The following is a 23,057-nucleotide window of genomic DNA, read 5'->3' as shown; positions in this document are numbered from 1 at the left end:
CACCACAAGTAAGATCACTGAACCAAAGCAGCCAAGAGCCTTAAATACGCACTGTTTCCCAGCTTACGGCGGTTGAATTTGTAGCAGTATTCGGCAGCATACAACGCTGTATGGATCTTTTCGTTTCCGTGATAAGTTCCCATGATCATTGCTTTGAAGTTTGATATAACTTTATGCATCCAATTCAGCTGACCGCTTGTCGGATCATATGTCTCAAAAATATGGAAGTATTTCTGTGCCAGCGGCTTCTTGTAACTTCGGGCATTATCACTCTCGATCTTAGAACCTGCGCGGATATTATCCCTGGCAAATCTACCCACAGTTATACCCTTTAAATTCGGCACATCGCTCATTTTAACGTACTCGGGATTTCCTGCTGCGTTCTTTGATAAAGCTACGATCATCTTGACTTTTTCAGTTCCTCTGCCACGCTTTTTACCGTGAGTCGGAGCACCGAGATACGTGTCATCAAGTTCAACGATCCCGTCGAGCAAATAGCGTTCTTCACGGCATTTCATGGCTTTTCTGATGCGATGAAGGATGTACCAGGCAGTCTTGTAAGTCACGCCAAGAGTTCTCATGAGAGTAACAGCGGACACGCTGCATTTGTTGCTCATAACGAGGAATGCGGTGATTATCCACAGTCTGAGCGGAATATGTGTTCTGTGCATAAAAGTTCCGTTTGTGGCGGAAATATCTGCTTTACATAACTTGCAGCGCAGCAGATGACGTGACCTTATCCTGCGGTACTCAGAGCCACCGCAAAACGGGCAGGCAAAGCCCTTTTCAAAGCGGATATCAAGCAGAAAATCCTTGCAAAAGTCATCGTCTGCGAACTTTGAGTATATCCCATCAAGTGTGATCTCAGGTTTCGGAAATCTTTTTGACATAGCGACAGCTCCCTTCGGTTTCTGTCACTATTATACTATATTTTCTGGTTTTTGAGGTCTGTTTATTTGGACAGCATTGTAAATTATCTGTGGTGTGTTAAAGGGATAACCATGATCGGTAATGTAAGCAATAAATAAAATCACTTGTACTTGACGCAGTTTGTATATAGAGGTAGAAATTAATTATGAGTAAGTTCAGGATACCTAAGATCAATTCCATTCATTTTGGGGCGGCATGGATAGTATTATCTTTGGTCGTCGGGTTACTGCTACCTGCTGTTATCAGGATAATTACAGGTATTTTTTATTGGAAAATCAGTATTATCGGGGGAGTTATCCTTTTAGGATTCATCATAGTATTCTGCATTGAAATGAAACAGGATCATGGCAAGAAACCTTACTACGAGCGATACCTCAGCGAAGACATACCATTTGACCCCGATAAACAGACAGCTGTGATAAAATGCAGTATCTGTACAGGTGAACAGATAGCAGGTTTCAAGAATAAAGAAGATGGTCATTTCACTGAGGTAATGCTGATAAGAGATGCTGATGATCTGGCAAAGTTTAAGGAAATATACAAAATTGAAGAGATAAAAAAGGTATACTGAGAAACCGGTCGTTTCATGCATAGCGTATGTGTGAAAATGTATCACGGCGTCTTTACTTTTGAGTTGAAGTATGGTATAATACGAATTAATAAATGAAGGATATATGATACTACTGAAAGGAGTATGTTATGAGCGCTACTATCAAGGACGTTGCAAGAGAAGCAGGGGTATCTGTTGCTACGGTTTCAAGGGTACTCAACGGAAACTGTAATGTTTCAGAGGATTCGGCTTCCAGGGTAAATGACGCTATCAAGAAACTGCATTATTCTCCGAATTTTCTCGGCAGGAACCTGAGAAAATGCGAGACGAATGTTATTCTCTGCATAATGCCTACATCTGAACACTCGCTGTATTCAAAAATTGTTACGGGTATGCAGAGGTATGCTTCAAAGCTGGGTTACGATATCATCACAGCGTTTTCGGATAACACCGCAACTGCCGAGGCAAGGCAGATGAATATGCTTTTCAACAGGACGGTTGACGGCGTGGTTCTGCTGGGTACGATGTACGATGCGGACTCACTGAATAAACTTGCACAGAATTACGATATCGCCCTTTGCTGTGAGGGCGTGCCCGGGGCAGATGTGCTGACGGTTGCTGTGGATGATGAAAGCGGAGCTTTTGATGCGGTTACTGCCCTTATCGAAAAGGGTCACAGGGATATCGCTTTTCTTGGTACGAAATCGGAGGCTATATCTTCAACTGCCCGCGAGAACGGCTACAAGAAAGCACTTGAAAAGGCGGGGATACCTTTCCGCGAGGAACTTGTTTACCGTGACAGCTATGAATATAACTGCGGCACTGATGCTATGAACTATTTTGCAGGTCTTGAAAAAAGACCCACTGCTGTATTTGCTGTATCCGACCTGCTGGCTATTGCGGTTATACACCGTGCTTACGAACTTGGCATAGAGGTGGGCAAGGATATCTCTGTCATGGGATTTGACAATATCACCATGTGCGAGATGATGCTGCCTACCGTATCGACTGTTGAACAGCCATGTTTCAAGATGGGTGAGCTTGTCATCGAGAAGCTTATAAAGAATATCCATTCTGCCAAGAAGGACAATAACTATTACACCGTTGACCACAAAGTTATAATGAGGCAGTCCACAGGGGACTGACAATTTCGGAATGATAAAAAGCTGAGGGCGTTCAAGAACGTTCTCAGCTTTTTTGACGGTATTCAGTTCTGTGATCTCAGTTTTTCACGCATCACATGGGTATCAAGATCGGCGAGCCTTGTGGGTATGGGGATATGGCTCTCTTTGTCGGTGAGATCAAGTGCGATATTGCAGGCACTATCAAGTGATATATTATTGCCGACAGATACGAAAACAGGGCGTACACCTGTATGTGTCCTCAGTGCTCTGCCGTAGACCTCGCCCCCTATCACGATATCGGTGAAGCTTCCGCTTTCGGGTGATGGCTCGGTATAATCGGTCTTTTTGTCGGCACGGAAATATGTTTTGGCTATGCCGAATGTCGGTCTTTCAAGATAAAAGGAAGCATGAGAAGCTATGCCCATGTGCCGCGGGTGAAGATACCCGTTGCCGTCAAAAACGTATATATCGGGGATGTTTTCAAGCAGTTTCACCGTCTCCAGTATCAGCGGGAGTTCTCTGAATGCCAGAAATCCGGGCATATACGGAACGTCGATCTTTCCGCCGAAATGCTTTTTTTCAATGACCTCATGAGTTTTATAGTCTATGACCACGATACAGCAGACAGCCTGTTCACGGTCATTTTCATCTTTCCAGTAAGCAAGGTCGATGCCTGCAACAGTCTTTATTCTATTGATATCGAAGCTGTCAGTGCATGATATCTTTCCGCCTAGTTCTTCCTGTACGGCGCGGAATTTTTCCTGCATCTGTTCCATGTCTTCGGTATTTATCTCTTCTGACATATCCAACCCTCACTCTCTGTATAAAGCACTACTTTTTCTGTATCTTTTTGAGGTCTATCATTATCCCTACTTTAGCCAGCAGTTTAACCGCGGTATCCGTGTCAACAGGGAATATATCGCTTTTCCCTGTCTGACGTTCGCCCTCAAAATGCAGAAGCTGTATGAAATTCTCGGAAAAATCTTCTTCGGAATACAGCATACCCATGATGTAGCTGTTCTTTATCGCATAGTAATTCACGGGCTTCAGGCGCATCAGCGCTTTGCAGTCCGTTTTCATATCTGCGCACAGTTTGTCAAGATCATCGTCCACAAAATTTATCTTGCGGCACTTCATCTTCTCTACACGCTTTTTCAGCGGCGGTTCGTTATCAGCGGTTCTTTTTCTGAAAAGTGAGAACATCGGTCACCTCTTAGTTTTTGAGAAGCCTTTCCAGAAGCACCTTGCGGCACTCGTCTTCAAGCTTATCGTTTATGGGTGCGGGAGTGTATGCACTGCCTGTTTTTCTCGTCATGCAGTAGGATATTATATGGTCTGCAAGCTTGGGATTTTTCGAGAGAAGCGGTCCGTGGAGATAGGTAGCGGTGACATTTTTCTCAGTGTAGCCCTCGATACTGCTTGCAAATTCGTTACCGTTGCCCGCGAGAACTTTACCGAAAGGTGAAGTCACATTCGTAGTCTGTCCGCCGTGATTTTCAAAGCCGATGACCTTATATTTTTCATCGCCGAGAGTGGTCTCAACTACGATATTACCTATGCATCTTTCACGCTTGTTGGTGGAAGCCACGGTGTAATAATCGAACAGACCCAGACCGGGTATCTTCTTGCCGTTTGAATCCTTATAGTATTGACCCATCAGCTGATAGCCGCCGCATATCATCAGGAAGTACACGCCGCTTTCGTAAGCCTTGCGTATCTCGTCTTTCAGACCCAGCAGGTCATCTGCCAGAAGCTGCTGTTCAAAGTCGGCACCGCCTCCGAGGTATACTATATCCACACCCGAAAAATCGGTGTTTTTGTCACCCAGGTCGTGCTTGAAAACTTCGGTCTCAATACCCCGCATTTTGCAGCGGTAGGAAAGTATTTCAACATTTCCGCTGTCGCCGTAAAGGTCGAGCATGGCGGGGTACATATGCAGTATTTTCAGTTTTTCCATCAGCCCTGCCCTCCTTCGGTCTTTGCTTTATAGCGCTTTATCGCTGCGCGTGTGGGCTGTATAGCGGTGTAATTTGCTATGGCATATTTGCAGCCCTTGTTTTTGAAAAACTCGTCCATTGCATCGTCAAGGTCGGGTCTTACGACTATCTTGTCGGGGTCGTATCCCGAGCATTTTATCCTGATAGCGATATCATAAGCCCTTGTGCCGCTGGTGACAACTCGTGAAACATCGTTGAATACGGAGAAATTTATATCCCATATCCACGAAACGTCATGACCGTCCGCAAGGTTATCGTTGAGTACGAAAAGCAGTTCTTTTTCACCCTTGTGCTCGTTCATAACTCTCAGGGTCATGTTTGCACCCACGGGATTTTTCGCAAGATTTACAAGAAGCTCACTGCCGTCAACGCTGAATTTTTCAAGTCTGCCGTTGTTGACTTCAAACTTCTCGAACGTCTCATGAAGGACTTTTTTATCGAAATTATAAAGGTTAGCCGCGGTGTAGACAGCAGAAAGATTATAGACGTAGTAGATGCTGTTGTGGCTTATCTTGTACTCCTCGCCCTCGAATTCAACCGATGGGACATCAAGCTTGACATTCTTTGCGGTGATGTAGGGCTTTACATCGCCAAAGCCGCATTTGGGACATTTGAACTTACCCACATGGGAGTACTGGTAGTAATCGTAAACAAGTTCGGTGCCGCATTTCGGACAGAATTTTCCCTCACCGACTTCATATGGTTTATCGGTTGCGCCTGCATAGCGGTCAACGCTGAAATAGTAGATGTTCTTGTTGTTAGGGTTTGCAAGACCAAGTCTGGAAACATTTGGGTCGTCCGCATTCAGCACCACATTGCCCTCGTAGGTCTCCAAAAATTTCTTTACTTTAAGTATAAGGGTCTCCACCTCGCCGTTTCTGTCAAGCTGGTCACGGAAGAAATTCAGCAGTACCAGCGTTTCAAGCTTCATCTTCGAGAAAATGACGGGCACATGGCTCTCATCGACTTCAAGCACAAGATAATCTGCCTTTACCCTGCCTTTCATATCGCAGTTCTGTAAAAGCAGTGAGGTTATACCCGTGTCAAGATTATTGCCCTGCTTGTTTGTGATTATTTTCTTGCCTGTGCTTTCAAAAATGTGGTTCAGGTAATTTGTAACGGAAGTTTTTCCGTTAGTGCCTGTTACTGCTATTATGGGGCAGTCAACCTTGAAAGCTTTAAGACAGTCTTTATTCAGCTCCCAGAGCACGAGACCCGGTGCGTTGCCCGCGTCCCTGCCCAGCAGGTGCAGTGTTTTTACCATAAGTTTGCCGAACCAGATGGTCAGCGTATTTTTTATACTCATATCATCTCTCCGTAATTTTTCTTTCTAAAGTATCCCGCTCAGGTATTTTTCAAAAACGGGACGTATGGGCGGGGATATCATATTAAGGGTTATTTCCTCGGGGCGGAAGAACCGGAGTTCTTCTATCTCTTCTTCCTGCGGTCTCAACTCACCGTGATATTTTTTGCAGATATATATTATCTCGACGTTTGAAACTTCATCGCCGTTGGGGTAGATGTAGTGCGCCTCTTTGCCCGAGTTGATGCAGAACAATTCAAGCTCGTCGGCGATGATGCCTGTTTCCTCGAAAAGCTCACGCTTTGCGCAGTCTTCGATCTTTTCATCTATCTCAACAGAACCCCCTGCGTATCCCCACAGATGATTGTCGGTGCGTCTGCCAAGGAGAAGTCTGCCCTTGTCATCAACACATATCACGCTTCCGGCACACTGGATCAGTGTCCTGTGCCCTACTAGCTTTCGCATATCGGAAATATAACCGCTCATAGAATACCTCCGCATTATAGTACGGCGGCGGGATTTGATACCCGCATTTCTATCATTCACGTACAGCTGTGAATTACGCCGTCTTTGAATTTTGTCGGAACAGGGCTGTACACTTGACGACAAAACACCATTATTAATAATATAACAATTCACACCAAATGTCAATAGCGAAAATCGCCCAAAAATCCAGAGTTATGAGCTTGTTTGTCTATCTCGGACGGTCATAATCCCTGTCCGCGTGAATAGACTTATAGTAGCGCCGCGCCTGCTGTGAAGTTCAGCGGGGCGGGAATATGCAAAAAAGTCCTGATGATGAAAGGAAGATCGATATGTACGGGATACTGGATAAGAAACTTGAATGTACCAAAATTTCAGATGAAGAAGTGCCCGGTCTGTCCTCGGCGGAGGCTGAACAGCGGCTTGAAGCTGAGGGCAGGAACGTGCTGGGCGGGAAGCGGCACAAGGGTGCTATGAAGATATTTCTGGGGCAGTTTCACGATGTTATGGTGATGATACTTCTGGGGGCTACGGCGGTATCTGTTCTTATGGGGCAGTATACGGACGCTGTACCAATTATCGCGGTGGTGGTGATAAACGCCCTGCTTGGGTTCATTCAGGAATTCAGATGTGAGAAAACTCTTGAAAAGCTTGAAGCAATGACTGCCCCGACCGCACGGGTCTACCGCGATGGGATTCTTAAAACTCTCCCCGCTGAAATGCTGGCTGTCGGAGATGTTTTCACTCTTGAAGCGGGGGACAAAGTTCCTGCTGACGGTTACATCATAAGTGCTAAAATGCTTTGCTGTGATGAATCAGTACTTACGGGTGAAGCAGAACCTGTAAGCAAGCAGGTGCGCAGTGACGAAGTGGATTTTTCCTCTCTGAACAAGTCATATATGGCGTATATGGGAACTGTGGTCACAAAAGGAAGTGCAGTTGTCAGAACAACAGCAACAGGCAAACGCACGCAGATGGGCAGGGTGTCTGTCATGCTTGAAAGCATTGAGGAAGAACTCACACCGCTTCAAAAAAAGCTTGCGGAACTAGGGCGTACTCTTGCGGTGATATGCATTGTTATCTGCTTTATCGTGTTTATCGCGGGACTTCTTCGGGGCGAACCGCTTTTTGATATGGCAATGACAGGCATAACCGTGGCGATAGCCGCTATCCCCGAGGGCCTTCCTGCCGCTGTGACCATAGCACTCTCCCTCGCGGTACGGAAAATGCTTCGGCGGAATGCACTTGTACACAAGCTTCATTCTGTGGAAACACTTGGCTGTGCAACTGTTATCTGCACCGATAAGACTGGTACTGTCACGCAGAACAAGATGAAAGTAACGGCGGTATCCGATGGCAGTGGTAATGTCATCGAAACGGCTAAACTGACTTCCGAACTTCCCGATACCATTAAAGAACTTATGGTATGCGGAACACAGTGTTCGAATGCGGTGGTAAAAGAAGCACCGACATCTATTCTGAAATCAAAGAAAAATACCACACGGTACACTGCGGAAGGTGACCCCACCGAATGTGCAATAGTTTTAGCGGCGGCAGACTTTGGTATAACTTCGTATAATTTGGAATACGCTCGTAAAGATGAGATACCATTTGACAGTGAAAGCCGTTCCATGACAGTGATATGCCGCGGCACAAAGGGTAATGCGGTATCATTCAAAAAGGGAAGTCCCGATGTTATAATAAACGAGTGTACCGCAGTGCTGACGGCGGCAGGGGTGAAGCCTTTCGGCAGTAAAGAAAAGCTTTCTGCCACTCGTATCGGAGACAGGTTTGCGGCTGAGGGTCTGCGGGTGCTGGCGTTTTGTCGAATTGCCGATGGAAGTGCAGTATTCCTCGGGCTGATGGGTATGCAAGACCCTCCCCGACCCGAAGCGGCAAAGGCAGTACGGCAGTGCGGCAGGGCTGGTATCAGAACTGTTATGATAACAGGCGATCATAAGCTTACAGCTTCGGCGGTAGCAAGACAGGTGGGTATTTTGAAGCAGGGAAGTCTCGTGCTGACAGGCGGTGAACTTGACGGAATGAGCGATGAACGTCTTGCAGAGGTCATCGAGAATTGTTCGGTATTCGCTCGTGTGACTCCTGCACATAAAATGCGGATCGTCAGGGCGTTCAAGGCAAAGGGGCATATCTGCGCAATGACAGGTGACGGCGTGAACGATGCGCCTGCTGTAAAGGAAGCTGATATCGGCGTATCTATGGGGATACAAGGCACGGAAGTTACAAAGCAGGCGGCGGACATGATACTTCTTGATGACAATTTTGCCACCCTTGTAAATGCTGTTGAGGACGGCAGGACTATCTATTCAAACATACGAAAATTCGTGCGTTACATGATAGCCAGCAATATTGGTGAAGTTGTGACCATGTTCGGGGGACTGCTGATGGGTCTGCCTATGGTGATGCTGCCGGCACAGATACTTCTGGTGAACCTTGTTACGGACAGTCTGCCTGCGGTGGCACTGGGGCTTGAACCGTCCGAAAAGAATATCATGGAGAAAATGCCCCGCCGTGAGAACGACAGCTTTTTCAGCGGGGGACTGCTGTGGCGTATGCTGATAAGGGGCGTGCTTATCGGCATCTGCACTCTTGGTACTTTCTCCGTTCTGCTGAGATCGGGGGCGGCACTTCCGGTGGCTAGGACGGGTGCCCTTATCACGCTGGTGCTTAGTCAGCTGATACACGTTTTTGAATGTAAATCCGAGGATAAGACGCTGTTCTCGGTGCCGCTGTTCAACAATACTTTTCTGCTGTTCGCGGTGACTGCTTCGGCGGCGGTGCTTTTCGCGGGGATATACGTTCCTGTGCTGTCGAAGATATTCAGCACGGCAATACCTGATATCAGGTGTCTTGCGGTTTCGGTTGGCTCGGCATTTCTTGTGCCGGGGCTTTCGGGTGCATTTGAAACTTTGAAAAATATATGCAGGCGCAAGACTTTTGATATACCTGCAAAGGGTCAGAACTAGATCAGTATAAAAAATCAGCCCCCGTGCATTTAGTGCTGCGCTGATACAGGAGTTTTTCGCCATAGTATTTCTGATATTCAGTCAGATGTACTATGGCGTTATAATTGACAATACAGCGATATCGTGCTATAATTACTGACATAAATCGGAATTTGGAGGGGTTATTTATGCAATGGGTATTTTTAATTGGTGATGATTCATTCACATTAAATCATTTTTCAAAAATGCATTTTAAAGATAGCAAAAAAATAATACTGAATGACGAACAACTGGAAATCCAATATGATAATAATGACTACGCTATCTTTTATAAAGAAGAGAATGCAGATGATATGAAAAGCAACTTTGCTCCCTCTGAGTTTGAAGAATATCTGCAAAAACTGCCTTTTGATGTTCCTAAATGGATTATGCTGAAATATAATAATGTCTCGATACTTAGAAAAATCGTAAGTGAAAAGGAATTTCCGACAGATGTTATAATAGACTGTGATGGGGTAGATTTAGGATTAGAAGAAGTATTTGATAAAAGAAGGATAATTGAAATCGAATCGCCTAAGTTCTGATTTATCTTATGAACCGTATAAAATACAATGCCCCGAAGCCTTTTGAAATGCTTCGGGGCAAAACTTCTATATCAGTACCGACCTTTCGCTGCCTGGGGGCATTTGCTATATCTCAACCTAAGTGAAGATACGGGTCATCCAGACCTTGTTCAACATCATGTACAGCCTTTTCCCAGAGTTCTAGCCTTTTGCGGGCTTCCATATCTTTAAGTATCTCGCCTATCTCATCGATGTAGCCGATATCCAGATATATCCTCAGAAACTGCATACCTATCATGTATGCATCATCGGGGTCGGTTACCTGTCCGACTGCATCGTCCCAGTCATATTCGTGGGCAGGGTCGGCTGTACTGCCATCGGGCAGCCAGCTCATCTGACTCAGTAATGCGCCTAACCAGTCGTGCTCTTCCGAGTTCCATATATTATCGAGATATCTGTAAAATGTACGGTAGGCTTTTATGTTTTTCATATGTATGCTCCTTAGTCGATTTATAGATATTATATCCGAGCGAGAAAGAAATGTCAACAGAAAAGCCGCAGTATTTCCATGGCTTCGGGAATACTGCGGCTTGATATTCTATGCTCTTTCAACCTTCATAAGGTTGGTGGTACCGCTCATTCCGAGGGGTACACCTGCGGTGATAACTACAAGGTCGCCCTCTTTGAGGTAGCCCTTTTCAAGTGCGACTTTGATAGCGCGGGAAATCAGTTCGTCGGTGTTGTCCATTTCCTCCACAAGACCAGGGAGAAGTCCCCATGACATATTCATCTGGTGGCAGGTGACAGGGTCGGTGGTCAGACCGATTATGGGACAATCGGGTCTGTACTTGGAAAGGATACGTGCGGTAGCACCGCTCTTGGTAACAGTAAGTACAGCCGCCGCTTTAAGGTCGTGGGCTGTGGTAACTGTTGCGTGGCAGATAGCATCGGTTATGCTGGGATGGTCGATATCGTCACGCTTCTGGAAACGGCGCACATAGTCGATATCGCCCTCGGTAGTCTCGGCAATAAGGCTCATTGTCTTTACGACCTCAACAGGGTACTTGCCTGCTGCGGTCTCGCCCGAGAGCATTATTGCGGAAGTGCCGTCGTAGATGGCGTTTGCAACGTCGGTTATCTCGGCACGGGTAGGTCTGGGATTGTTTATCATGGATTCCAGCATCTGGGTGGCAGTGATGACCTGCTTGCCTGCGTTGTAAGCCTTGTGGATAAGGTCTTTCTGTATCGCGGGTATCTTTTCAAAAGGTATCTCAACGCCCATGTCGCCTCTTGCGACCATTATACCGTCAGCGGCTTCGAGTATCTCGTCGATGTTCTCAACGCCCTCGGCATTTTCTATCTTAGCGATAATTCTCGGATTGAACCAGCCGAGGCTCTGGGTGAATTTTCTCAGGTAGGTGACATCTGCGCCTGTTCTTACGAAAGAAGCCGCAATGAAGTCAAAGCCCATTTTCGCGCCGAAAGCGAGGTCTGCCATATCAGCATCGGAGATATAGGGCATTGAAAGCTTGACACCGGGAACATTTATGCCCTTGTGGTCGGATACCACACCGCCGTGGATTATCTCGCACTGGATATCGGTGGAGTCTATCTTAACGGCTTTCAGCTCGATAACACCGTCATTTATAAGGATCCTTGTGCCTGTGGTGATATCCTGCGGGAGCTTTGCGAAAGTGATGGAGCATATGGTCTCATCGCCCTCAACATCTCTGGTTGTCAGTGTGAACATATCGCCGTCCTTGATGGTGACAGGCTTGTGGTCCTTGAAATCTTTAAGTCTTATCTCGGGACCCTTGGTATCCATCAGTGTTGCGATATTTAGACCCATTTCGTCACGCAGACGGGTTATAGTCTCAAATCTCTGCTGATGTACGGAATGTTCAGAGTGTGAGAAGTTGAAGCGGGCAACGTCCATGCCGTTTTTCATCATATCTCTGAGGATATTCTCATCATCTGTTGCGGGACCTATGGTGCATACTATCTTGGTTTTGCGCATAATATCAGACTCCTGTTAAATTAAGCAAACATCCCTGAAACGGTGAGTTTCAGGTCAATTGTACGGATGCCGCAAAGATATTTTTCGGGATAAAATATCATGTGCGGCAAGTTTATCAAAATCAATTTCAATTATACTACATCAAAAATTGCTTGTCAAGTTCATTTTTGGCAAACCTTAAGCATGGATTGACAAAAAATTGTCAAAAAACACAAATTGCCAAAATCTACTTGACAATTGTATAAAAAAATGCCATAATGTATTTACGGTGTATTGCAAAAATGTAACATGAGCACGATTTTATGCGTGTATCGTGATAGTAGTATACTACGATATCCAAAAATGAGAGCGGTGGAATTTTTATGGAAAAAAAGATAAAGTCACAGATGAGTATAATGATGGGGATAACGCTTAGTCTGTGTTTGTCTTTCATCGGAACATTCTCTTCGGGGAATTTTACACCTGTGGAATTTTTGAAAAGCTTTCTGGAAAGCCTTGCGATAAGCCTTGTTATCGGGTGTTTTGTGCCTATGAAGCCGCTTGAAGACAAGGCCTGTGAAAAGGCTGGCATAACAGGGAAGCCCTTTGCCTGTCGTGCGCTGGGAAGCCTTATTTCCGACCTTATTTATACACCGATAATCACCATATGTATGGTAACGATCAATTTTGTGAAGATACCTGCCGCACACAGACCGCCTTATGTTATCATGCTTGGCAAGTCAATGATGATAAGTCTTGTGGTAGCGTATCTGCTGATATTTCTTGTGGGAGATCCTTTTATGAAGCTGATACTCAAAAAGAACGGTGTGGGCGGACCTCCCGAGGGAAGAAAATGATCTTATATGATACATAGGCTGTCGATCTTCGGCAGCCTTTTTTACGGTCGTATGAGATGGTATACGGTGGTATACACTGGTATAAACTGTATAATTAATATATTCCGTTTTGTCGTAAATTGTAGAAGATATCTGAAAACACTTGACAACTGTGCTGAAATGGGCTATATTATACTTGCGTGATGTGAATGGTCGTCGTTTGTTTTTGCAAACAGGGACCTCCTTTAATGAAAGATTGGTGTGATGACCGTCGGAGTGATCCGGCGGTTTTTGCTTTGTATTTTTTGGTATACGAGGTCATACGACTTTATTCTGTGGAATAGGGTCGTATGATGTTTCGTAAGGAGAAAATTCTTTGGAATATAATTTTTATCACTTCCAGACTGCTTTTATTCCGGACAGCCTTTTTTGTCGTATTAGCGCACTTTGAACGGCGAATTGTAAAATGTGTACAATATGCTTTCGATGGAACATACAAGTTTGGTGAAAATAAATTCCCAAAGGACTTGACAAAATGAGCGAAAAGGTATAAACTATAATTAGCACTCGAGGAGAATGAGTGCTAACACCTGAAAGTTGCGAGTGCTAAACAAGCTGAACTCAGGAAAGGCGGGACGGTGAGCTGATGGACGACAGAAAACTTAAAATATTATCTGCGGTGGTAGATGAATATATAGTATCGGGTGAGCCTGTTGGCTCAAAGGCTATAATGGCTCATGTCAAGGCATCTTCCGCCACGATACGAAATGAGATGGCTGAACTAGAAAAGCAGGGCTATCTTGAACAGCCCCACACTTCGGCGGGGCGTGTACCTACTTATAAAGGGTACAGACTTTATGTGGATAAGCTGATGGAACAGAATCCTCTCAGCGAGGAAGAGAAGAACAAACTGGATTCCATGCTTCCCGATGACTTCGTCACCGAGAAAGATCTGGTGGAAAGCGCTTCTCTTGCGTTGGCAGAGCTTACAAAGTGCGCTACGGTGGTAGCAAACTCCACACCTAAATTTTCGCTGATATCCAAAGTCGAGGTAATACCTACGGGTAAGAGGATGTACGTCATACTGATGATAACCTCAAACGGCGAGATCAAAAATAAGGTCTGCCGCCTGGAATTTGATCTTACCAATGAACAGCTTGAATTCTTTGATAATTTCGTTAAGCAGAACCTGAACGGTGTTCCGATAAGCGAGATATCAGACGCTAATATGGAAAAGCTGACGGAGGCTATGGGGGCTTACATGATGACCCTTTCTCCGCTGGTCTCCGAAGTACTGAAAATGACAAAAGAGCTCGATCGCAGCGTGAGCCTGAACGGTCAGAAAAATCTGCTGACCTGCAAGGATCTCGATCAGACTGAGATAATATCTTTCCTTGATAATGAAAAGGAACTCATGGCATTCATCGACAGCACATTCTCAGGATTGAATGTAATGTTCTCACCCGAGAACGACGGATTTGTGATACACAATTCATCGATGATAACCGCGCCGTTTTCAAAGGACGGACAGATGGCGGGTGCGCTGGGACTGATAGGACCCATGAGGATAGATTACGCAAAATTCATACCATATCTTGAATACTTCACATCGAGGATAACAGACCTGATATCCGAGAGAGATGATGATGACAATAACGACTGAGAAAGGCAGGCGCAGAAATGGCTTTTGATGAAGAGATAAAGGAAGAGCTGGAAGAGGAAGCAGCTGAGGCTGAGGAAACATCCGAAGAGGCTGCGGAGGATACGGAGAAGGAAGAAAACGCAGATAACGCTGCTGAGGAGAACACTCAGAGCGAGGAAGAAAAGCTTAAAGCTGAACTGGCTGACAGCAAGGACAAGTACCTCAGACTTATGGCTGAGTACGATAATTTCCGTAAGCGTTCGGCTAAGGAGAGACTGGATATTTCCGCTTCTGTAAAGGCTGATACTCTTTCCGACATACTTCCCGTACTTGACAATTTCGAGAGGGCACTGGGTACAGAAACTCAGGACGAAGCCTACAAGCAGGGTATAGAGATGATATTCAAGCAGTTCAGCGATGCACTGACAAAGCTTGGGATCGAAGCTATCGATCCTGTGGGCGAGGTATTCGACCCGAATATAGCTAATGCAGTAAACCAGATAGAAGACCCCGAGCTTGGCGAGAACGTTGTGGCTCAGGTATTCCAGAAGGGTTACAGGATAGGCGACAAAGTCATCAGATATGCGATGGTAGTTGTGGCTAATCCGTAGTTAAATTAGTATTGAATTATAAGATCACTTAAACTTCATATGAACTGAAAGGATGATATTTTATGGCAAAGATAATCGGTATTGACCTTGGTACTACAAACTCCTGCGTAGCAGTTATGGAAGGCGGCGAAGCAGTAGTAATCCCTAACAGCGAAGGCGCAAGAACTACTCCTTCCGTTGTCGGTCTTTCAAAGACAGGCGATAGACTTGTAGGTCAGGTAGCTAAGAGACAGGCAGTTACAAACTATGAGAACACTGTTATCTCCATCAAGAGACACATGGGTTCTGACTATAAGGCAAGCATGGGCGGCAAGGAGTATACTCCTCAGGAGATCTCCGCTATGATACTCCAGAAGCTGAAGGCTGACGCTGAGGCTTATCTGGGTGAAAAGGTAACAGAGGCTGTTATCACAGTTCCTGCTTACTTCACCGATGCTCAGAGACAGGCAACAAAGGACGCTGGTCAGATCGCAGGTCTGACTGTTAAGAGAATCATCAACGAGCCTACCGCTGCTGCACTTTCTTACGGTATCGATAAGGAAGAAGACCAGAAGGTAATGGTATACGACCTGGGCGGCGGTACATTCGATGTATCCATCATCGAGATGGGCGACGGCGTTACAGAAGTTCTTGCAACAGCAGGTAACAACAAGCTGGGCGGCGATGACTTCGACCAGAGGATCATCGACTGGATGGTAGCTGAGTTCAAGACTGCTGAGGGCGTTGACCTCACAGCTGACAAGCTGGCTATGCAGAGACTTAAAGAAGCTGCTGAAAAGGCTAAGATCGAGCTGTCTTCTACTCCTTCTTCCACAATTTCTCTGCCTTTCATCACTGCTGATTCCACAGGTCCCAAGCACCTGGAAATGACACTTACTCAGGCTAAGTTCAACGAGATGACTGCTGATCTGGTCGAGTCCACAATGGGACCTGTAAGACAGGCACTCAGCGACTCCGGTCTTTCCGCAGGCGATCTCCAGAAGGTACTGATGGTCGGCGGTTCTTCAAGAATCCCCGCAGTTCAGGAAGCTGTTAAGAGATTCATTGGCAAGGAGCCTTTCAAGGGCATCAACCCTGATGAGTGCGTAGCTCTCGGTGCTGCATATCAGGGCGGCGTTCTCGGCGGCGACGTTAAGGACGGTCTGCTGCTGCTGGACGTAACTCCTCTGTCCCTCGGTCTTGAGACCATGGGCGGCGTATGCACCAAGATCATCGAGAGAAATACAACTATACCTACCAAGAAGAGCCAGATCTTCTCCACCGCTGCTGATAACCAGAGCGCTGTTGATATCAATGTTCTCCAGGGTGAAAGAGAGTTCGCAAGAGATAACAAGCAGCTGGGTATGTTCCGTCTTGACGGTATCGCTCCTGCTCCCAGAGGTATACCTCAGATCGAAGTAACATTCGATATCGATGCTAACGGTATCGTTCACGTATCCGCTAAGGATCTGGGCACAGGCAAGGAGCAGAACATCACTATCACTTCTTCCACAAATATGTCCAAGGAAGACATCGACAAGGCTGTTAAGGAAGCAGAAGCTTTCGCAGCTGAGGACGCTAAGAAGAAGGAAGAAGTTGACATCAGAAACAACGGCGACCAGCTCGCATTCCAGGCTGAAAAGGCTCTGAACGACTTCGGCGATAAGGTAGATGCTGCTGACAAGAGCGACTGCGAAGCTAAGATCGCTGCTCTGAAGGAAGCTCTCAAGGGCACCGATACAGCTGATATCAAGGCTAAGACCGAAGAACTGCAGAAGACATTTGAGGGTATAGCTACAAAGGTTTACCAGCAGGCAGGCGCACAGGGCGGCGCACAGGGCTTCGACCCCAATAACATGAACATGGGCGGCGGAGCTTCCGCAGGTGCTGCTGACAATAACAAGGGCGGCGATGACGTTATCGACGCTGAGTTCACTGATGCAGACTAATTCGATATGATGACGGCAGCCTCCGTTCCGTATGCGGGACGGGGGCTATACCGATATAGGAGCGATATATATGGCAGATAAAAGAGATTACTATGAAGTCCTCGGCGTGCAGAAAGGTGCATCGGAGGACGAGCTGAAAAAAGCATTCCGTAAGCTTGCCAAGCAGTATCACCCCGATCTTCACCCGGGAGATAAGGAAGCAGAGGAGAAATTCAAGGAGATAAATGAGGCTTATGAAGTCCTCTCCGACCCTGACAAGAGGTCGAGGTACGACCAGTTCGGCCATGCAGGCGTTGACCCCAATTACGGCGGCGGTGCAGGTGCGGGCGGCTTTGGCGGATTCGGCGATATGGGAGATATCTTTGATTCCATATTCGGAGGTTTCGGTTTCGGTGGCGGCGGCGGACGTTCTTCCAACCCCAATGCACCCAGACGCGGCGCAGATATCCGTGCTAATCTCACCATTGATTTTATGGAAGCTTGCTCGGGCAAAAAGGTGAAGATGAAGTACGCAAGGAACGAGACTTGTCCCGATTGTAACGGCACAGGTGCGGCAGCAGGTTCTTCACCCAAAACCTGTCCCGATTGCCACGGTACGGGTACAGTAAGAATAAGCCAGAGAACACCTTTCGGCAATATCTCCCAGACAGCTACCTGTTCACGATGCGGCGGCAAGGGCAGGATAGTTGACAACCCCTGCAAGACCTGCGGCGGACAGGGTATGGTCAAGAAGAGTGTCGAGAGAGATATCGATATCCCTGCAGGTATTGATGACGGTCAGACACTGAGAGTTGCAGGCGAGGGTCACAGAGGTACTAACGGAGGACCCAGCGGCGACCTGCATATCAATGTAACAGTACGTCCCGACCCGATATTCGAGCGTGACGGTTTCGATGTATGGACTGATATCCCGATAACATATGCACAGGCAACTCTGGGTGACGAGATAACCGTGCCTACTGTAGGCGGCAAGGTGAAGTACAATGTTCCCGAGGGTACACAGAACAACACAGTTTTCAGGCTGAAAGGAAAGGGCATCAAGCGTCTTAACCGCGCTGATTACGGTGACCACTACGTGCGCATAAACGTTGAAGTGCCGCGCAATCTGAACCGTGAGCAGAAAGAAAAGCTCCGCGAGTTTGAACGTTCACTGAACGAGAAGAACTACGCTAAGAAGAACACCTTCAAGGAGAAGCTGGACAAACTAAAGGATATTTTCAAATAAGAATTTGAACTCAAAAAGCTATAAAATATCATCAACTGACTTCGCTTATGCGGGGTCAGTTTTTTGTATGTATCCTTTGGTATGTCACCCGATAAAGTTCGTATGCTGTGGTATCGGTTCGTATACTTTGGTATTGGTTCGTATACTTTGGTATATGAATGTATCTAACGGCATATCATGTTTGCTATTTGGAAAAGTTATATTTATCGAATCTTTACAAGGCTGATGGTCGCACGGAAATCAATTTTCAAAAAATCAGGTTTCAAAAGTTACATTTATATTTCAGATTGTACAAATTACTGGACAGAGCACCTGGAAAATGATATAATATAGGCATGAATAATGGAATAACCGAGTATTTTGAAGATATTGAATTATATGAGGAATATGACGGCTATTTTTGCAGTATCCCCGATATCATTACAATAGCAATTCTTGGAAGTATCTGTGGACTTAGAAACATTCATCAGATTCATCAATGGGCGACAAATGACAGAGTAAGCGAATTCTTAAAGGAGAAATTCGGAATCGATCATGTCCCTTGCTATTATTGGATATTGAGCCTGCTGAAATATGTCAAGCCCGAATCGCTCAACCGCTGTTTTGCGGATTGGGTCTATTCATTTATGCCCGAAAAGTCCAAAAGTATGACGATCTCTCTTGACGGGAAAACTGTTTGTTCGACACTTAAAATGAGTAAGATCGAAAGTCCTCTGCACATCATCAGCGCACAGGTATGCGAACTTGGATTGACCCTGGCACAACGCAGCACGGACGATAAAAGCAACGAGATACCTGCGGTGCAGGAGCTTCTGAAAGAACTGAAAATAAAGGGTAATATAGTTGTTGCGGATGCACTGAACTGTCAGAAAGAAACTGCTGAGATTATCGTAAAACAAAAGGCAGATTATCTGCTTTGCGTTAAGGATAATCACCCAAATTTGAAGAAAGATATCGAGGATTATGTGCAGGACAGTTCTCTCAGAGACACTATGCAAACAGTTTCAAGAACGGAGAAAAACCGTGGCAGAGTTGAAACAAGGACAGCGTATGTAACAACAGATATCAACTGGCTGGAACAGAAAAAAGAGTGGAAAAATCTGAAGTGCATAGGAGCCATTCATACTGAATTTGCAACGAAAAAAGGCACTTCGAGCGAATGGCACTATTACCTTTCAAGCCGCGAAATGACAGCGGAACAGCTCCTTCATCATGCAAGAATGGAATGGTCAGTTGAGTCAATGCACTGGCTGCTTGATGTTCATTTTGAAGAAGATTGGTGCAGAGTCGAAAACAAAGACGTTCAGCAATGCCTGAATATGTTCAGAAAAGCTGCGATAAATTTAATCAAGAACTTTAAAAATCGGAACAATTCTAAAGCCGCCATATCCAAACTTATGTTTGAATGTCTTATGGAGCCGCTGATGATTTCGAGGGTGATTTTTGAAAATTGATTTCCGTGTGATGGTCGTAGGGTATCTTTACTTTTCGGGTGAAATGTGCTATAATGGTAAAAATATGTAGTTTGGAGGACGGCGGTTTGAACGGTCAACTGCAGGTAGTACTTGAAAATCTCAATAAAAATGAAGCACTGCGCTATATGGGCTATGGGGATACTTCTCCCGATGAAAATATACTTTCAATGATGAACGAGTGCGAAAAGGCTCTGCTTGCGGTGATAAAGCCATGCTGTGTCTACCATGTGTTCGATATTGAAGAGGTCGGCGAGGGTGTTGCGGTCTACGGGACTTCTCTTGTGCTGAAGGGCGATGCCATCAGGGAACATCTTGCGGGGTGCTGCAAAGTGGTGCTTATGGCGGCGACTTTATCCGCACACGCAGACAGAGTGATACGCCGTTATGAAGCCACCGATATGACCCGTGCGGTCATGGCGGATTTTCTTGCCAGTGCAGCTGTTGAACAGGTATGCGATGCGGCTGAGGATTCCATAGGGCAGGAGTTTTCGGCATACTATCGTACATGGCGGTTCTCTCCGGGCTACGGCGACTTACCGCTGGATATCCAGGGCAGTTTTCTCGATGTTTTGCAGGCACAGAAGCGTATAGGGCTGAATGCCACAGAAAACAATATCCTTACGCCGAGAAAATCCGTCACGGCGGTGATAGGTCTTAGTGAAAACGAGATACAAAAGGGCAGACAGGGATGTTCTGCGTGCAATATGAAAGATGTTTGTCAGTTCAGGAAAAGAGGGGATCACTGTGGGGTTTAGAGAACTATTAAAAAACAAGGAATTTGTGATACTTGACGGTGCCATGGGCACTATGCTCCAGGCAAAGGGTCTGAAAATGGGTGAAACGCCCGAGGTCATGAATATCGAAAAGCCCGAATGGCTGCTGGATATACACAGGCAGTACATCGAGGCGGGTTCGGACGTAATTTATGCCAACACTTTCGGCGGAAACAGACACAAGCTTGCCAAGTGCGGATATTCTGTTGAAACACTGATAGGTGAGGGCATACGTCTGGCGAGAAAGGCGGCTGAGGGTCATGATACCCTTGTTGCACTGGATATCGGTTCCATAGGACAGATGCTTGAACCTACGGGCACGCTGACTTTTGAAGAAGCTTACGACATCTTCAAGGAAATGGTCATCGCAGGCAGAGAAGCCGACGTTATCGTCTTTGAGACCATGACCGACCTTTACGAGCTGAAAGCGGCTATCCTTGCGGCTAAAGAAAACAGCGATCTCCCGATAATGTGTACCATGACTTTCGAGGAGAATATGCGTACCTTTACGGGCGTTGATATAAGCGCAATGTGCCTTACTGCCGAGGGTCTTGGAGTTGATGCTCTGGGTGTCAACTGTTCTCTGGGACCTAAGGAGCTTTATCCTGTTGTTGAGAAGATATGTCAGTGGACGACCCTGCCTGTTGTGGTAAAGCCCAATGCAGGTCTGCCCGACCCTGTTACCAACGAATACAACTGTTCAGCTGAAGAATTTGCAGAGTTCGCCGAGAAGCTGATACCTCTGGGCATCAAGGTAATAGGCGGCTGCTGCGGTACCAATCCGACTTACATCGCGGCGCTGAAAAAGATGCTGGAAGGTAAAAAGTACATCGAGAGGGAAGTTCATATTCCTGCTGTGTGCTGTTCACCTACGGAAACTGTTGTTATCGACCAGCCACGAATCATCGGTGAGAGGATAAATCCCACAGGTAAAAAGCGTTTCAAGCAGGCACTGCTTGAGGGAGATATCGATTATATCCTCGGACAGGCTATGGAACAGATAGACGCAGGTGCGGATATCCTTGATGTCAATGTAGGACTTCCCGCCATTGACGAAAAGGCGATGATGGTAAAAGCGGTAAAGGCTTTGCAGGGCGTTTGCGATGTTCCTCTGCAGCTTGACTCCACTATCCCCGAGGTAATGGAAGCGGCGCTGAGGGTATACAACGGCAAGCCCATTGTAAACTCTGTAAACGCTGAGGAAAAGTCCCTTGAAACGGTGCTTCCTCTGGTAAAGAAATACGGTGCAGCTGTGGTGGGTCTTACCCTTGACGAAAACGGCATACCAAAGACCGCTGACGCGCGTTTTGCACTGGCTAAGAAGATACTCGACCGCGCCATGTCGATAGGAATACGCAAAGAGGACGTTTATATCGACTGCCTTACACTGACGGCTTCTGCGGAACAGGAGAACGTTATGCAGACGGTCAATGCTGTATACCGTGTAAAGCATGAACTGGGTCTTAGGACTGTTCTCGGTGTTTCTAATATAAGCTTCGGTCTGCCAAGCAGAGAGATCGTCAACCACAACTTCCTGATGATGTGCCTGACAAGCGGTCTTGACCTGCCTATCATGAATCCGAATATCGATTCCATGACAGCGACTGTAAGGACTTACAAGCTGCTGACCAACATAGATAAAAATTCCATGGATTTCATTGCCCACTACGGTGCAGATACTTCTTCGCCTGCGCCCAAGGCAGAGAAGAAGTCCGACATGGACTTACCATATGCCATTGAACACGGTCTTAAAGGTGAGGGTGCCGAGATAACAGCGAAGCTTCTGGAAACTACGGATTCCATGACCATAATCAATGAGATGCTTGTTCCTGCACTGGACAAGGCGGGCGAACAGTTTGAAAAGGGCAAAATATTCCTGCCCCAGCTGATACAGACCGCAGGTGTTGCACAGGGCTGTTTTGAGGTCATCAAGCAGAAAATGCTTGCAGAGGGCGGCAGCAGTGTTTCAAAGGGCAAGATAATACTTGCGACGGTCAAGGGCGATATACACGATATCGGCAAGAACATAGTTAAAGTTCTGCTTGAAAACTACGGCTACGAGGTCATCGACCTTGGCAAGGACGTTGACTATCAGACAGTTGTTGACGCGGCTATCGAGAACGATGTTCATCTGGTCGGACTTTCAGCGCTGATGACCACTACTCTGGTCAGCATGGAAGAAACTATCAAGCTTCTGCGTGCCAACAATGTTGACTGCAAGATAATGGTGGGCGGTGCGGTTGTCACACCCGATTATGCGGAGCAGATAGGTGCTGATTTCTACTCGAAGGATGCCAAGCAGTCTGTGGATATTGCAAGACAGGTTTTTGGTAACTAACTGAATAAACTATTATTTTCCTCCCATGATAAGTGTGAAAGCTTATTATGGGAGGAATTTTTATGACAAGAGGTTCAAGACTTTACATCGCGGCAGTATCGGCGTTTATTTTCGCTTTTGGGAACGGCAGATTTTTCAGCGGCATACAGAATGCATTTTTTCCTGCGCAGGCTGTTCATTTTGAAGAGGAAAAGACGAAGATCGGGGAGCTGACAGTGATAAATGGTGAGGGCGAGATAGAGATATCTTTTAGGATAGCCGAGTTTATACTGGAATTGATGGACTAGTACCAAAATTTGTACATCTTTGATTTGACA

At 46.2% G+C, this 23,057-nt stretch carries 21 protein-coding genes; 13 read left to right on the top strand and 8 right to left on the bottom strand.

Annotated elements, in window-relative coordinates; all coding sequences use genetic code 11:
- Positions 1-14: 14 nt before the first annotated feature.
- Positions 15-890 (bottom strand): IS1595 family transposase, encoded by an 876-nt coding sequence (locus N773_RS0105335; protein ID WP_024856826.1) that lies wholly within the window; start codon positions 888-890, stop codon positions 15-17.
- Between the two features lie 185 nt (positions 891-1,075).
- On the opposite strand from N773_RS0105335, the gene N773_RS23390 reads away from it, so the two are divergent.
- Together N773_RS23390 and N773_RS0105325 are read left to right on the top strand one after the other, a co-directional pair.
- Positions 1,076-1,501, top strand: coding sequence for a hypothetical protein (locus N773_RS23390; protein WP_347495398.1), 426 nt, complete (start codon positions 1,076-1,078; stop codon positions 1,499-1,501).
- 128 nt (positions 1,502-1,629) lie between these two features.
- Entirely contained in the window at positions 1,630-2,625 is a 996-nt protein-coding gene (locus N773_RS0105325) for a LacI family DNA-binding transcriptional regulator (RefSeq protein WP_024856824.1), read from the top strand.
- Positions 2,626-2,687: 62 nt separating this feature from the next.
- On the opposite strand, the gene N773_RS0105320 is transcribed toward N773_RS0105325, so the two are convergent.
- The 5 genes from N773_RS0105320 to N773_RS0105295 are packed head-to-tail and all read right to left on the bottom strand — an operon-like array spanning position 2,688 to position 6,390.
- Complete coding sequence (locus N773_RS0105320) at positions 2,688-3,407, bottom strand: endonuclease V (RefSeq protein WP_024856823.1); 720 nt, start codon at positions 3,405-3,407, stop codon at positions 2,688-2,690.
- Between the two features lie 28 nt (positions 3,408-3,435).
- The gene (locus tag N773_RS22875; protein WP_242836184.1) at positions 3,436-3,807 is read right to left on the bottom strand and encodes a hypothetical protein; all 372 of its coding nucleotides are present in this window, start codon (positions 3,805-3,807) and stop codon (positions 3,436-3,438) included.
- A gap of 10 nt (positions 3,808-3,817) precedes the next feature.
- Complete coding sequence (locus N773_RS0105305; protein ID WP_024856822.1) at positions 3,818-4,561, bottom strand: type 1 glutamine amidotransferase; 744 nt, start codon at positions 4,559-4,561, stop codon at positions 3,818-3,820.
- Positions 4,561-5,907 (bottom strand): MurT ligase domain-containing protein, encoded by a 1,347-nt coding sequence (locus N773_RS0105300; RefSeq protein ID WP_024856821.1) that lies wholly within the window; start codon positions 5,905-5,907, stop codon positions 4,561-4,563. The genes N773_RS0105305 and N773_RS0105300 overlap by 1 nt, the downstream gene beginning before the upstream one ends.
- Before the next feature lie 24 nt (positions 5,908-5,931).
- A complete protein-coding gene (locus N773_RS0105295; RefSeq protein ID WP_024856820.1) occupies positions 5,932-6,390 on the bottom strand; it encodes an NUDIX hydrolase in 459 nt (152 codons plus the stop codon).
- A gap of 293 nt (positions 6,391-6,683) precedes the next feature.
- Between N773_RS0105295 and N773_RS0105290 the strand changes: the two genes are divergently transcribed.
- Both N773_RS0105290 and N773_RS0105285 read left to right on the top strand, forming a co-directional pair.
- Entirely contained in the window at positions 6,684-9,374 is a 2,691-nt protein-coding gene (locus tag N773_RS0105290; RefSeq protein WP_242840355.1) for a cation-translocating P-type ATPase, read from the top strand.
- A 167-nt stretch (positions 9,375-9,541) separates the two neighbouring features.
- On the top strand, positions 9,542-9,937 hold the full coding sequence (locus tag N773_RS0105285) for a hypothetical protein (protein WP_024856818.1): 396 nt from the start codon (positions 9,542-9,544) through the stop codon (positions 9,935-9,937).
- A 112-nt stretch (positions 9,938-10,049) separates the two neighbouring features.
- On the opposite strand, the gene N773_RS0105280 is transcribed toward N773_RS0105285, so the two are convergent.
- Both N773_RS0105280 and pyk read right to left on the bottom strand, forming a co-directional pair.
- Positions 10,050-10,406 (bottom strand): hypothetical protein, encoded by a 357-nt coding sequence (locus tag N773_RS0105280; RefSeq protein WP_024856817.1) that lies wholly within the window; start codon positions 10,404-10,406, stop codon positions 10,050-10,052.
- A 108-nt stretch (positions 10,407-10,514) separates the two neighbouring features.
- Positions 10,515-11,933, bottom strand: a complete 1,419-nt coding sequence (gene pyk / locus N773_RS0105275; RefSeq protein WP_024856816.1) for a pyruvate kinase — start codon at positions 11,931-11,933, stop codon at positions 10,515-10,517.
- Positions 11,934-12,295: 362 nt separating this feature from the next.
- Here pyk and N773_RS0105270 point away from each other — a divergent pair, with 362 nt between their 5' ends.
- The 9 genes from N773_RS0105270 to N773_RS0105220 all read left to right on the top strand — a co-directional run bounded on the left by N773_RS0105270 (position 12,296) and on the right by N773_RS0105220 (position 23,027).
- A complete protein-coding gene (locus N773_RS0105270; protein WP_024856815.1) occupies positions 12,296-12,769 on the top strand; it encodes a hypothetical protein in 474 nt (157 codons plus the stop codon).
- Positions 12,770-13,394: 625 nt separating this feature from the next.
- Positions 13,395-14,411, top strand: a complete 1,017-nt coding sequence (gene hrcA, locus N773_RS0105255; RefSeq protein ID WP_024856813.1) for a heat-inducible transcriptional repressor HrcA — start codon at positions 13,395-13,397, stop codon at positions 14,409-14,411.
- A gap of 17 nt (positions 14,412-14,428) precedes the next feature.
- Positions 14,429-15,001: a nucleotide exchange factor GrpE gene (gene grpE, locus N773_RS0105250; RefSeq protein ID WP_024856812.1), complete on the top strand. Its 573-nt coding sequence runs from the start codon at positions 14,429-14,431 to the stop codon at positions 14,999-15,001.
- 62 nt (positions 15,002-15,063) lie between these two features.
- Positions 15,064-16,929 (top strand): molecular chaperone DnaK, encoded by a 1,866-nt coding sequence (gene dnaK / locus N773_RS0105245; RefSeq protein WP_024856811.1) that lies wholly within the window; start codon positions 15,064-15,066, stop codon positions 16,927-16,929.
- 70 nt (positions 16,930-16,999) lie between these two features.
- Positions 17,000-18,154 (top strand): molecular chaperone DnaJ, encoded by a 1,155-nt coding sequence (dnaJ, locus tag N773_RS0105240; RefSeq protein ID WP_024856810.1) that lies wholly within the window; start codon positions 17,000-17,002, stop codon positions 18,152-18,154.
- Between the two features lie 335 nt (positions 18,155-18,489).
- Positions 18,490-19,608, top strand: coding sequence for an ISAs1 family transposase (locus N773_RS21760; protein WP_024856640.1), 1,119 nt, complete (start codon positions 18,490-18,492; stop codon positions 19,606-19,608).
- Positions 19,609-19,694: 86 nt separating this feature from the next.
- Entirely contained in the window at positions 19,695-20,384 is a 690-nt protein-coding gene (locus tag N773_RS0105230; protein ID WP_024856809.1) for a vitamin B12 dependent-methionine synthase activation domain-containing protein, read from the top strand.
- Positions 20,374-22,740, top strand: coding sequence for a homocysteine S-methyltransferase family protein (locus N773_RS0105225; protein ID WP_024856808.1), 2,367 nt, complete (start codon positions 20,374-20,376; stop codon positions 22,738-22,740). The genes N773_RS0105230 and N773_RS0105225 overlap by 11 nt, the downstream gene beginning before the upstream one ends.
- Before the next feature lie 62 nt (positions 22,741-22,802).
- Positions 22,803-23,027 (top strand): hypothetical protein, encoded by a 225-nt coding sequence (locus N773_RS0105220; protein ID WP_024856807.1) that lies wholly within the window; start codon positions 22,803-22,805, stop codon positions 23,025-23,027.
- Positions 23,028-23,057 lie beyond the last annotated feature (30 nt).

Source organism: Ruminococcus albus AD2013 (assembly GCF_000526775.1).
GTDB lineage: Bacteria > Bacillota > Clostridia > Oscillospirales > Ruminococcaceae > Hominimerdicola > Hominimerdicola alba_A.
This window is presented reverse-complemented; position numbering and strand designations above follow the sequence as displayed.